Origin of the sequence: Streptomyces sp. (assembly GCF_031178505.1) — a bacterium.
Classification (GTDB): domain Bacteria; phylum Actinomycetota; class Actinomycetes; order Streptomycetales; family Streptomycetaceae; genus Streptomyces; species Streptomyces gulbargensis.
In genome coordinates, this window is record NZ_JAPSIW010000131.1 from 1 (window position 1) to 12077 (window position 12077).

Genomic DNA, 12077 nt, shown 5'->3' on the forward strand with positions numbered 1-12077 from the left:
GGCTTCCGGTGGCTGGGTATGTGAGCGGTGTGGGACATGGGTACAACCGCTATCAGGGCGACACGGTTCCCTTCAAGAAACGTGGGTTGCGCCACAGTTGTGCGCGGAAGGGGCGAATCCGCCTGGCTCACGCCTTTATTGACGCCGTAACGGGCAAACCGGACAGGGGCGCTCACCGCCGTTGATCACGGGTTTTCAATGAAAAGCCCGAATTGCCCCGCGCTTACCACCTCTTCACACCGATGGCCAAGCCCTTCGGTTTCCGGCCACCCTCGACCGTGACGCAGGTCACGCCGGAGCTCGTGAACGCGCGCACACGTCCACCTCCGTACGCGCGGACCCCCGACCGGGCGACCGCCGGACCGCATATCACCCGTACGCGTCCATGGCCAATTTGCTTGTACAGCCCAACTCTTGATAGTGGGACACCCCTCCTGAGCTGCTCTTTCCGGTCCGGATGTCACAACTGGTGATCACCTGGGCGCTTCGCGCGACAAGATCACCGCTCATCCGACTTCATGATCCTTCGTCAGGTGGTGGAGATCACAAATCCGTTGGCGCACCCCGTGTCGCAGATCACAGAGGGGCAGGCATAAGATGCGGGGCGTCGGGCTTGTGAACTGCCTCACATGGGGGCGATCTTCCGAGAGCCGACGGTGCGGTCCAACGGTCAAGGACGACTGGAAGGAGCGAGGAGCGTGAATGCGTACGCGCCCGTCCTCGTGCTCGGTGCCCTGGGTGCGGGGTTTGCGGTCTTCTCCGTGGTCATGGCCACGCTGATCGGGCCAAAACGGTACAACAGGGCAAAACTTGAGGCATATGAGTGCGGCATCGAACCGACGCCCACTCCCGCCGGGGGCGGTCGCTTCCCGATCAAGTACTACCTGACGGCGATGCTCTTCATCGTCTTCGACATCGAGATCGTCTTCCTCTACCCCTGGGCCGTCAGCTTCGACGCCCTGGGGCTTTTCGGGCTCGTGGAGATGCTGCTCTTCGTGCTCACCGTCTTCGTCGCCTACGCCTACGTGTGGCGGCGCGGCGGCCTGGAATGGGACTGAGGGGCTGAGGGGCACCTATGGGACTCGAAGAGAAACTCCCGAGCGGTTTTCTGCTGACGACGGTCGAACAGGCCGCGGGCTGGGTGCGGAAGTCCTCCGTCTTCCCCGCCACCTTCGGCCTCGCCTGCTGCGCCATCGAGATGATGACCACCGGCGCCGGCCGCTACGACCTGGCCCGCTTCGGCATGGAGGTCTTCCGCGGCTCCCCGCGCCAGGCCGACCTGATGATCGTCGCCGGCCGTGTCAGCCAGAAGATGGCGCCCGTCCTGCGGCAGGTCTACGACCAGATGCCGAACCCCAAGTGGGTCATCTCCATGGGCGTCTGCGCCTCCTCGGGCGGCATGTTCAACAACTACGCCATCGTGCAGGGCGTCGACCACATCGTGCCGGTCGACATCTACCTGCCGGGCTGTCCGCCCCGCCCGGAGATGCTGATGGACGCGATCCTCAAGCTCCACCAGAAGATCCAGACCTCCAAGCTCGGCGTGAACGCGGCGGAAGCCGCCCGCGAGGCGGAGGAGGCGGCGCTCAAGGCGCTGCCGACGATTGAGATGAAGGGTCTGCTCCGTTGAGCGACGAGACACCCAACCCCGACAAGGACCTCAGCGCGCAGAACCTGCCGGGCCAGCGCGGCGACCACGGTGAGGAGGTGCGCGTCCAGCGGGGCATGTTCGGCGCCCAGAGCGGCGCGGACACCTCCGGCTACGGCGGCCTCGTCCGCTCCGTCCGGCTCCCCGGGCCCGCCTCCCGGCCGTACGGCGGCTGGTTCGACGAGGTCGCCGACGAGCTGGAGGGCGCCCTGGAGGAACAGGGCCTCGTCCCCGGGAACGCGATCGAGAGGACGGTCGTCGACCGCGGCGAACTCACCTTCCACATCGAGCGCGAGCACCTCGTCCGCGTGGCCCGCACCCTGCGCGACGACCCGGCCCTGCGCTTCGAGCTCTGCACGGGCGTCTCCGGCGTCCACTACCCGGGCGACAAGGGCCGCGAGCTGCACGCCGTCTACCACCTGCGCTCGCTCACCCACGGCCGGCTGATCCGCCTGGAGGTCTCGGCCCCCGACGCCGACCCGCACGTCCCGTCCCTCGTCGCGGTCTATCCGACCAACGACTGGCACGAGCGCGAGGCGTACGACTTCTTCGGCATCGTCTTCGACGGCCACCCCGCCCTCACCCGGATCATGATGCCGGACGACTGGCAGGGCCACCCGCAGCGCAAGGACTACCCCCTCGGCGGCATCGCCGTCGAGTACAAGGGCGCCCAGATCCCGGCTCCGGACCAGCGGAGGTCGTACTCGTGACCACCCCTTCTGCAAGCGCGCGTGAGACGACCGAAGGCACCGTCTACACGGTCACCGGCGGCGACTGGGACGAGGTCGTCCGGTCCGCCGCCAAGGCCGACGACGAGCGCATCGTCGTCAACATGGGCCCCCAGCACCCCTCCACCCACGGCGTGCTCCGGCTCATCCTGGAGATCGACGGCGAGACCGTCACCGAGGCCCGCTGCGGCATCGGCTACCTCCACACCGGCATCGAGAAGAACCTCGAGTACCGGACCTGGACGCAGGGCACCACCTTCGTCACGCGCATGGACTACCTCACCTCGTTCTACAACGAGACGGCGTACTGCCTCGGCGTGGAGAAGCTGCTCGGCATCACCGACCAGGTGCCCGACCGGGCGAGCGTCATCCGGGTCCTCCTCATGGAGCTCAACCGGCTCTCCTCGCACCTGGTCTGCATCGCCACCGGCGGCATGGAGCTCGGCGCCACCACGATCATGATCTACGGCTTCCGGGACCGCGAGATGATCCTGGACCTGTACGAGCTGATCACCGGCCTGCGCATGAACCACGCCTTCATCCGCCCCGGCGGCCTCGCCCAGGACCTCCCGCCCGGCGCCGTCGACGCCGTCCGCGAGTTCGTGCGCACCATGAGGAAGAACCTGCCGGAGTACGACAAGCTCGCCACCGGCAACCCCATCTTCAAGGCCCGCATGCAGGACGTCGGCCACCTCGACCTCACCGGCTGCATGGCCCTCGGCGCCACCGGCCCCATCCTGCGCTCCGCGGGCCTCCCGCACGACCTGCGCAAGACCGACCCGTACTGCGGCTACGAGACCTACGACTTCGAGGTCCCCACCGCCGACAGCTGCGACGCCTACGGCCGCTTCCTCGTCCGTCTGGAGGAGATGCGCCAGTCGCTGCGGATCGTCGAGCAGTGCCTCGACCGCCTGGAGCCCGGACCCGTCATGGTCGGCGACAAGAAGATCGCCTGGCCCGCGCAGCTCGCGCTCGGTCCCGACGGCCTCGGCAACTCCCTCGACCACATCAAGAAGATCATGGGCACCTCCATGGAGGCCCTGATCCACCACTTCAAGCTCGTCACCGAGGGCTTCCGGGTCCCCCCGGGCCAGGCCTACGTGGCCGTCGAGTCCCCCAAGGGCGAGCTCGGTGTGCACGTCGTCTCCGACGGCGGCACCCGCCCCTTCCGGGTCCACTACCGCGACCCGTCGTTCACCAACCTCCAGGCCATGGCGGCGATGTGCGAGGGCGGCCAGGTCGCCGACGTCATCGTCGCCGTCGCCTCCATCGACCCCGTGATGGGAGGCGTCGACCGATGACCGAGAACGTCAGCCTCGGCATGCCCCAGCTCCCCGCGCCCCCGTACCCGCAGGACGTCCGGGCCCGCCTGGAGGAGGACGCCAGGGAGATCATCGCCCGCTACCCCGGCTCCCGCTCCGCGCTCCTGCCGATGCTGCACCTGGTGCAGTCGGAGGAGGGCCACGTGACCCGCACCGGCATGCAGTTCTGCGCCGACATGCTCGGCCTCACCACCGCCGAGGTCACCGCCGTCGCCACCTTCTACACCATGTACCGCCGCAGGCCCTCCGGCGAATACCAGGTCGGGGTCTGCACCAACACGCTCTGCGCGGTCATGGGCGGCGACGCCATCTTCGAGGAGCTCAAGGCCCACCTCGGCGTCGGCAACAACGAGACGACCGAGGACGGGCGGATCACCCTCGAGCACATCGAGTGCAACGCGGCCTGCGACTACGCCCCCGTGGTGATGGTCAACTGGGAGTTCTTCGACAACCAGACGCCCGAGTCCGCCAAGAAGATGGTCGACGACCTGCGGGCCGGCCGCACCGTCGAACCCACCCGCGGCGCACCCCTGTGCACCTTCAAGGAGACCGCCCGGATCCTCGCCGGCTTCCCCGACGAGCGCCCCGGCGCCGTCGAGGCCACCGGCGGAGCCGGCCCGGCCTCCCTCGTCGGACTCCGCCTCGCCAAGGGCGAGGCCCCGAACCACCGAATCGTCCACCCGCGCGGCGAAGTGGCCGGTCAGGAGGGAGAGTGATGACCTTGGCAGCCGAACTCGACAACGCCCGCCCCGAAAAGCTCCTGGCCCCGGTCCTCTCGGCCTTCTGGGACCAGCCCGACTCCTGGACCCTGGAGACCTACGAGCGCCACGAGGGCTACCAGGGCCTCAAGAAGGCCCTCGCGATGAGTCCCGACGACCTCATCGCTTACGTCAAGGAATCCGGCCTCCGCGGACGCGGCGGCGCCGGCTTCCCCACCGGCATGAAGTGGCAGTTCATCCCCCAGGGCGACGGCAAGCCGCACTACCTCGTCGTCAACGCCGACGAGTCCGAACCCGGCACGTGCAAGGACATCCCGCTCCTCTTCGCCAACCCCCACTCCCTCATCGAGGGCATCGTGATCGCCTGCTACGCGATCCGCTCCCAGCACGCCTTCATCTACCTGCGCGGCGAGGTCGTCCCCGTCCTGCGCCGCCTCCACGAGGCCGTCCGGGAGGCGTACGCCGCCGGATACCTCGGCAGGAACATCCTCGGCAGCGGCCTCGACGTCGAACTCACCGTGCACGCCGGCGCCGGCGCGTACATCTGCGGCGAGGAGACCGCCCTGCTCGACTCGCTCGAAGGGCGGCGCGGCCAGCCCCGGCTGCGGCCCCCCTTCCCGGCGGTCGCCGGTCTCTACGCCTGCCCCACCGTGGTGAACAACGTGGAGTCCATCGCGTCCGTTCCCGCGATCCTGCAGCGCGGCAAGGAGTGGTTCACCTCCCTGGGGACCGAGAAGTCCCCGGGCTTCACGCTGTACTCGCTCAGCGGGCACGTCGCCTCGCCCGGCCAGTACGAGGCCCCCCTCGGCATCACCCTGCGCCAGCTCCTCGACATGAGCGGCGGCATGCGCCCCGGACACCGCCTCAAGTTCTGGACCCCCGGCGGCTCCTCCACCCCCATGTTCACCGACGAGCACCTCGACGTGCCCCTCGACTACGAGGGCGTCGGCGCCGCCGGCTCCATGCTCGGCACCAAGGCCCTCCAGTGCTTCGACGAGACCACCTGCGTCGTCCGGGCCGTCACCCGCTGGACCGAGTTCTACGCCCACGAGTCCTGCGGCAAGTGCACCCCCTGCCGCGAGGGCACCTACTGGCTCGTCCAGCTCCTCCGCGACATCGAGGCGGGCCGGGGCGTCATGGCCGACCTCGACAAGCTGAACGACATCGCCGACAACATCAACGGCAAGTCGTTCTGCGCCCTCGGTGACGGCGCCGCCTCGCCGATCTTCTCCTCGCTGAAGTACTTCCGCGACGAGTACGAGCAGCACATCACGGGCAAGGGCTGCCCCTTCGACCCCGCCAAGTCCACCGCCTGGGCGGACAACCACAAGGAGGTGACGGCATGACGGTCACCACGTCCGGTCCGGCCGGCGGCGGTTCCCCGGCCGTACCCCCGGAGGACCTCGTCACGCTGACCATCGACGGCATCGAGGTCTCCGTCCCCAAGGGGACCCTCGTGATCCGTGCCGCCGAACAGCTCGGCATCGAGATCCCCCGCTTCTGCGACCACCCCCTCCTCGACCCCGCGGGCGCCTGCCGCCAGTGCATCGTCGAGGTCGAGGGCCAGCGCAAGCCGATGGCCTCCTGCACCATCACCTGCACCGACGGCATGGTGGTGAAGTCGCAGCTCACCTCGCCCGTCGCCGAGAAGGCCCAGCACGGTGTGATGGAGCTGCTGCTCATCAACCACCCGCTGGACTGCCCCGTCTGCGACAAGGGCGGCGAATGCCCCCTGCAGAACCAGGCCATGTCCCACGGGCAGGCCGACTCCCGCTTCGACGGGGTGAAGCGGACCTACGAGAAGCCCGTCCACATCTCCACCCAGGTCCTCCTCGACCGCGAGCGGTGCGTGCTCTGCGCCCGCTGCACCCGCTTCTCCAACCAGATCGCCGGCGACCCGATGATCGAACTCATCGAGCGCGGCGCCCTCCAGCAGGTCGGCACCGGCGAGGGCGACCCCTTCGAGTCGTACTTCTCCGGCAACACCATCCAGATCTGCCCGGTCGGCGCCCTCACCTCCGCCGCCTACCGCTTCCGCTCCCGCCCCTTCGACCTCGTCTCCTCGCCGAGCGTCTGCGAGCACTGCGCCGGCGGCTGCGCCACCCGCACCGACCACCGGCGCGGCAAGGTCATGCGGCGGCTCGCCGCCGAGGACCCCGAGGTGAACGAGGAGTGGGTCTGCGACAAGGGCCGCTTCGCCTTCCGGTACGCGCAGACGCGCGACCGGCTCACCGGCCCGCTGGTCCGCAACCCGGAGACCGGCGCCCTGGAGCCGGCCTCCTGGCCGGAGGCCCTGGAGGCCGCCGCCCGCGGTCTCGTCCGCGGCCGGACCGGCGTCCTCACCGGCGGCCGGCTCACCGTCGAGGACGCCTACGCCTACGCCAAGTTCGCCCGGGTCGCCCTGGACACCAACGACATCGACTTCCGGGCCCGCGTCCACTCCGGCGAGGAGGCCGACTTCCTCGCCTCCGCCGTCGCCGGCCGCGGCCGCGACCTGGACGGTGCGGGAGTCACGTACACCTCCCTGGAGGCCGCCCCGGCCGTCCTCCTCGCCGGACTGGAGTCCGAGGAGGAGGCCCCCGGCGTCTTCCTGCGGCTCCGCAAGGCCTGGCGCAAGCACGGCCAGCGGACGTACGCCATCGCCTCCCACGCCACCCGCGGCCTGGAGAAGACCGGCGGCACCCTGCTGCCGGCCGCCCCCGGCACCGAGGCCGAGTGGCTCGACGCCCTCACCTCCGCCGTCGGGCTCTCCGAGGACGGCCTGGCCGCCGCCGAGGCCCTCCGCCAGGAGGGCGCCGTCATCGCCGTCGGCGAGCGGCTCGCCGGAGTGCCCGGTGCGCTCACCGCCGCCCTGCGCGCCTCGGTCGCCACCGGCGCCCGGCTCGTGTGGATCCCGCGCCGCGCCGGGGAACGCGGCGCCGTCGAGGCGGGCGCCCTGCCGTCCCTGCTCCCCGGCGGCCGGCCCGCGACCGACCCGCGGGCCCGTGAGGAGGTCGCCGCCGCCTGGTCCGTACGCGAACTGCCCCACCGCTACGGCCGCGACACCGGCCAGATCGTGGAGGCCGCCGCCACCGGCGAACTCGGCGCGCTGCTCGTCGGCGGTGTCGAGGTCACCGACCTGCCCGACCCGGCCCGCGCCCGCGAGGCCCTCGACGCGGCCTTCGTCGTCTCCCTGGAGCTGCGGCCGAGCGAGGTCACCGAGCGCGCCGACGTCGTCCTGCCGGTCGCCGCCGTCGCCGAGAAGCCCGGCACCTTCCTGAACTGGGAGGGCAGGGCCCGGATGTTCGAGGCCGCGCTCAAGCCGGAGCACCTGACCCGGCCGCTCGCCCCGGCCGACTCCCGGGTCCTCCACATGCTGGCCGACGCCCTCGACGCCCACCTCGCGCTGCCCGACCTGAAGTCGATCCGGCGGGAGATGGACCGGCTCGGCCGGTGGACCGGCGAGCGGGCCCCGGAGCCGGCCGGCCACGGCACGCCGGTGCCCCGGGCCGGCGACGGCGAGGCGGTCCTCGCCGGCCACCGGCTGCTGCTCGACCTCGGCCGGCTCCAGGAGGGCGACGCGGCCCTGGCCGGGACCCGCCACGCGGCGGTCGCCCGGCTGTCCGCCGCCACCGCCGCCGACACCGGCGTCAAGGACGGCGACCTGCTGGAGGTCACCGGCCCGGCGGGCTCGGTCACCTTCCCGCTCCAGGTCACCGAGATGCCCGACCGCGTGGTCTGGCTCCCGCTGAACTCGGCCGGCCACGGCGTCCTCGCGGACACCGGCGCCCGCCCCGGCGACCCGGTCCGCATCGGCCCGGCCACCCCGACGGAGGTGCAGGCATGAGCATGCCGCTCGCCGCCGAAGACCTGTCCATGTTCGGCACGGACCCCTGGTGGCTCGTCCTGATCAAGGCCGTCTTCTGCTTCGCCTTCCTGATGATCACCGTGCTGTTCTCCATCGTGTGGGAGCGCAAGGTCGTCGCCTGGATGCAGCTGCGCATCGGCCCCAACCGGCACGGTCCCTGGGGCCTCCTCCAGTCCCTCGCGGACGGCATCAAGCTGATGCTCAAGGAGGACGTCATCGTCCGGCGCGCCGACAAGGTCGTCTACGTCCTCGCGCCGATCGTCGCCGCCATCCCCGCCTTCATGGCGATCGCCGTGATCCCCTTCGGCCCGGCCGGCAACGAGGTGTCGATCTTCGGCCACCGCACGGCGATGCAGCTGACCGACCTGCCGATCGCGATGCTGTACGTCCTCGCGGTCGCCTCCGTCGGCATCTACGGCATCGTCCTGGCCGGCTGGTCCTCCGGCTCCACGTATCCGCTCCTCGGCGGCCTGCGCTCCTGCGCGCAGATGATCTCCTACGAGATCGCCATGGGCGCCGCCTTCGCCTCCGTCTTCCTCTACTCCGGGTCGATGTCGACCTCGGCGATCGTGGAGGCGCAGGCGGACCGCTGGTTCGTGCTGCTGCTGCCGGTGTCGTTCATCATCTACATCGTCACGATGGTCGGCGAGACCAACCGCGCCCCCTTCGACATGCCGGAGTCCGAGGGCGACCTCGTCGGCGGCTTCAACACCGAGTACTCGTCCATCAAGTTCGCGATGTTCATGCTCGCCGAGTACGTGAACATGGTGACGGTCTCCGCCGTGTCGGTGACCCTCTTCCTGGGCGGCTGGCGGGCCCCGTACCCCGTCTCCACCTTCTGGGAGGGCGCCAACCACGGCTGGTGGCCGCTGCTCTGGTTCGTCCTCAAGGTGCAGCTGCTGCTGTTCTTCTTCATCTGGCTCCGCGGCACCCTGCCCCGCGTCCGCTACGACCAGCTGATGAAGCTCGGCTGGAAGGTCCTCATCCCGGTCTCCGTGGTGTGGCTGATGCTCGTCGCCACGGTCCGGGCCCTCCGCAACGAGAACATCGCCCTCACCAACATCGTCATGTACGTGGCGGGGGCCGTCCTCGCGGTGCTGCTGCTCTCCTTCGTCGTGGACGTGCTCCGCGACCGCAAGGCGAAGGCCGCCGCCCCCGCACCGGAGGAGGAGCGCCCCTTCGACCCCATGGCCGGCGGCTTCCCCGTACCGCCCAAGCCCGGACAGACCCTGCCGCCCGTACCGCGGCGCAGGCCCCGGCACGACCGGGACCTCGTCGTCAGCGGGGGCCCCGATACCGCTCCCGCGAGTGATGGAAAGGAGACGGACGGTGTCTGATTTCCAGAATCCGGTGGCCGGGTTCGGCGTGACCTTCAAGGCCATGTTCAAGAAGCGGCTGACCGAGCAGTACCCGGAGCAGCCCAAGACCACCGCGCCCCGCTTCCACGGCCGGCACCAGCTCAACCGCCACCCCGACGGGCTGGAGAAGTGCGTCGGCTGCGAGCTGTGCGCCTGGGCCTGTCCCGCCGACGCCATCTACGTGGAGGGCGCGGACAACACCGACGAGGAGCGCTACTCGCCCGGCGAGCGGTACGGCCGCGTCTACCAGATCAACTACGCCCGCTGCATCCTGTGCGGGCTGTGCATCGAGGCCTGCCCCACGCGCGCGCTGACGATGACCAACGAGTTCGAACTGGCCGACTCCTCACGCGAGAACCTGATCTACACCAAGGAACAGCTGCTCGCGGGCCTGGAGGAGACCATGGTCGACACCCCGCACGCGATCTTCCCCGGCATGACCGAGCAGGACTACTACCGGGGCCTCGTCACCGAGGCCGCCCCGGACACGGTCCGCCAGGTCGCCGTCTCCAAGGGGGAGAAGGACGAGCCGGAGGGGGCGGACGCATGAGCGCGACCCTCGCGGCGTACACGACGTCCACGGGTGAGGCCTTCCAGTTCTGGATCCTCGGCACCGTCGCCGTCGTCGGCGCCCTGTGCACCATCCTGATGCGGAAGGCCGTGCACTCGGCCCTCTGCCTCGCCGGCACGATGATCGTCCTCGCCGTCTTCTACCTGGCCAACGGGGCGTACTTCCTCGGCGTCGTCCAGATCGTCGTCTACACCGGCGCGATCATGATGCTGTTCCTCTTCGTCGTCATGCTGGTCGGCGTCACCGCCGCCGACTCGCTGAAGGAGACCCTCAAGGGGCAGCGCTGGTGGGCCGCGGCCTGTGGTCTCGGCTTCGGCGTGCTGCTGGTCGCCGGCATCGGCCAGGCGGCCCTGACCGAGTTCAACGGCCTGGGCGCCGCCAACACCGCCCACGGCGGGAACGTGGAGGGCCTCGCCGCCCTCATCTTCACCAAGTACGTCTTCGCCTTCGAGATCACCGGCGCGCTCCTCATCACCGCCGCAGTCGGCGCGATGGTGCTCACCCACCGCGAGCGCACCGAACGGGCCCGCACCCAGCGCGAGCTGGCCGAGCAGCGCGTACGGGAAGGCAAGCACCTGCCGCCGCTCCCGGCGCCCGGCGTGTACGCCCGGCACAACGCCGTGGACATCCCGGGCCTGCTGCCCGACGGCACCCCGTCCGAGCTCACCGTCATCTCGACCCTGCGCAAGCGGGGCCAGGTCCGGGACGTGTCGAAGGAGGCGCTGGCCGACCTCAAGGCCCTGGAGCAGCGCGCGGCGGAGCGTCTGGGCCGTGACCGGGACGAAGAGGAGGCCACCCGGTGAATCCCGTCAACTACCTGTACCTCGCCGCCCTGCTGTTCACCATCGGTGCGGCCGGGGTGCTGATCCGGCGGAACGCGATCGTGGTCTTCATGTGCGTCGAGCTGATGCTCAACGCCTGCAACCTCGCGTTCGTCGCCTTCTCCCGTATGCACGGCAACCTCGACGGCCAGATCATCGCCTTCTTCACGATGGTCGTGGCCGCCGCGGAGGTCGTCGTCGGGCTCGCGATCATCGTGTCCGTCTTCCGTGCCCGCCACTCGGCCTCGGTCGACGACGCCAGCCTGATGAAGCTGTGAGGGGCTGACCGTGGAAAATCTCATCGCTCCGCTCGTCGGGGCACCCCTGCTCGGCGCGGCCGTCCTGCTGTGCGGCGGGCGGCGGCTCGACAAGGCCGGGCACTGGCTCGGCACGCTGCTCGCGGCGGTCTCCTTCGCGCTCGGCCTGGTCCTCTTCGCCGACATGCTCGGCAAGGGGGCCGAGGACCGGGCGCTGCACCAGCGGCTGTTCAGCTGGGTCCCGGTCGAGGGCTTCCAGGCGGACATCGCCTTCCAGCTCGACCAGCTCTCGATGACGTTCGTGCTGCTGATCACCGGGGTGGGCACGCTCATCCACGTGTACTCGATCGGGTACATGGCGCACGACGAGCGCCGCCGCCGGTTCTTCGGCTATCTGAACCTGTTCGTCGCGGCGATGCTGCTGCTCGTCCTCGCCGACAACTACCTGCTGCTGTACTTCGGCTGGGAGGGCGTCGGCCTCGCCTCGTACCTCCTGATCGGTTTCTGGCAGCACAAGCCCAGCGCGGCCACCGCGGCCAAGAAGGCCTTCCTGGTCAACCGGGTCGGTGACATCGGCCTCTCCATCGCCATCATGATCATGTTCACCACCTTCGGGACCTTCGCCTTCGGGCCGGTCCTGGAGGCGACGGGTCAGGCGTCGCAGGGGACGCTGACCGCAATCGGCCTGATGCTGCTCCTGGCGGCCTGCGGCAAGTCGGCCCAGGTGCCGCTGCAGTCCTGGCTCGGGGACGCGATGGAGGGCCCGACCCCGGTCTCGGCCCTCATCCACGCGGCGACCATGGTCA

At 70.1% G+C, this 12077-nt stretch carries 12 protein-coding genes; all 12 read left to right on the plus strand.

Features of this window, described 5'->3' with window-relative positions:
* The first annotated feature begins 698 nt into the window (after positions 1–698).
* The gene (locus RIF68_RS12120) at positions 699–1058 is read left to right on the plus strand and encodes an NADH-quinone oxidoreductase subunit A (protein ID WP_309051206.1); all 360 of its coding nucleotides are present in this window, start codon (positions 699–701) and stop codon (positions 1056–1058) included.
* A gap of 17 nt (positions 1059–1075) precedes the next feature.
* Positions 1076–1630, plus strand: a complete 555-nt coding sequence (locus RIF68_RS12125; protein ID WP_309051207.1) for an NADH-quinone oxidoreductase subunit B family protein — start codon at positions 1076–1078, stop codon at positions 1628–1630.
* Positions 1627–2358 (plus strand): NADH-quinone oxidoreductase subunit C, encoded by a 732-nt coding sequence (locus RIF68_RS12130; protein WP_309051208.1) that lies wholly within the window; start codon positions 1627–1629, stop codon positions 2356–2358. Before RIF68_RS12125 ends, RIF68_RS12130 begins: the two co-directional genes overlap by 4 nt.
* Positions 2355–3677: an NADH-quinone oxidoreductase subunit D gene (locus RIF68_RS12135; protein ID WP_309051209.1), complete on the plus strand. Its 1323-nt coding sequence runs from the start codon at positions 2355–2357 to the stop codon at positions 3675–3677. Before RIF68_RS12130 ends, RIF68_RS12135 begins: the two co-directional genes overlap by 4 nt.
* Positions 3674–4414, plus strand: coding sequence for an NADH-quinone oxidoreductase subunit NuoE (gene nuoE / locus RIF68_RS12140; RefSeq protein WP_309051210.1), 741 nt, complete (start codon positions 3674–3676; stop codon positions 4412–4414). The genes RIF68_RS12135 and nuoE overlap by 4 nt, the downstream gene beginning before the upstream one ends.
* Positions 4414–5763 (plus strand): NADH-quinone oxidoreductase subunit NuoF, encoded by a 1350-nt coding sequence (gene nuoF / locus RIF68_RS12145; RefSeq protein WP_309051211.1) that lies wholly within the window; start codon positions 4414–4416, stop codon positions 5761–5763. The genes nuoE and nuoF overlap by 1 nt, the downstream gene beginning before the upstream one ends.
* Entirely contained in the window at positions 5760–8243 is a 2484-nt protein-coding gene (locus RIF68_RS12150) for an NADH-quinone oxidoreductase subunit G (protein WP_309051212.1), read from the plus strand. Before nuoF ends, RIF68_RS12150 begins: the two co-directional genes overlap by 4 nt.
* On the plus strand, positions 8240–9601 hold the full coding sequence (gene nuoH, locus RIF68_RS12155) for an NADH-quinone oxidoreductase subunit NuoH (RefSeq protein WP_309051213.1): 1362 nt from the start codon (positions 8240–8242) through the stop codon (positions 9599–9601). Before RIF68_RS12150 ends, nuoH begins: the two co-directional genes overlap by 4 nt.
* Complete coding sequence (nuoI, locus tag RIF68_RS12160) at positions 9576–10172, plus strand: NADH-quinone oxidoreductase subunit NuoI (RefSeq protein WP_309051214.1); 597 nt, start codon at positions 9576–9578, stop codon at positions 10170–10172. Before nuoH ends, nuoI begins: the two co-directional genes overlap by 26 nt.
* Positions 10169–10996, plus strand: a complete 828-nt coding sequence (locus tag RIF68_RS12165) for an NADH-quinone oxidoreductase subunit J (protein WP_309051215.1) — start codon at positions 10169–10171, stop codon at positions 10994–10996. The genes nuoI and RIF68_RS12165 overlap by 4 nt, the downstream gene beginning before the upstream one ends.
* The gene (gene nuoK, locus RIF68_RS12170) at positions 10993–11292 is read left to right on the plus strand and encodes an NADH-quinone oxidoreductase subunit NuoK (protein WP_030214504.1); all 300 of its coding nucleotides are present in this window, start codon (positions 10993–10995) and stop codon (positions 11290–11292) included. Before RIF68_RS12165 ends, nuoK begins: the two co-directional genes overlap by 4 nt.
* Positions 11293–11302: 10 nt before the next feature.
* On the plus strand, positions 11303–12077 hold a 775-nt coding region (locus RIF68_RS12175), incomplete at its 3' end, for a proton-conducting transporter membrane subunit (RefSeq protein ID WP_309051216.1).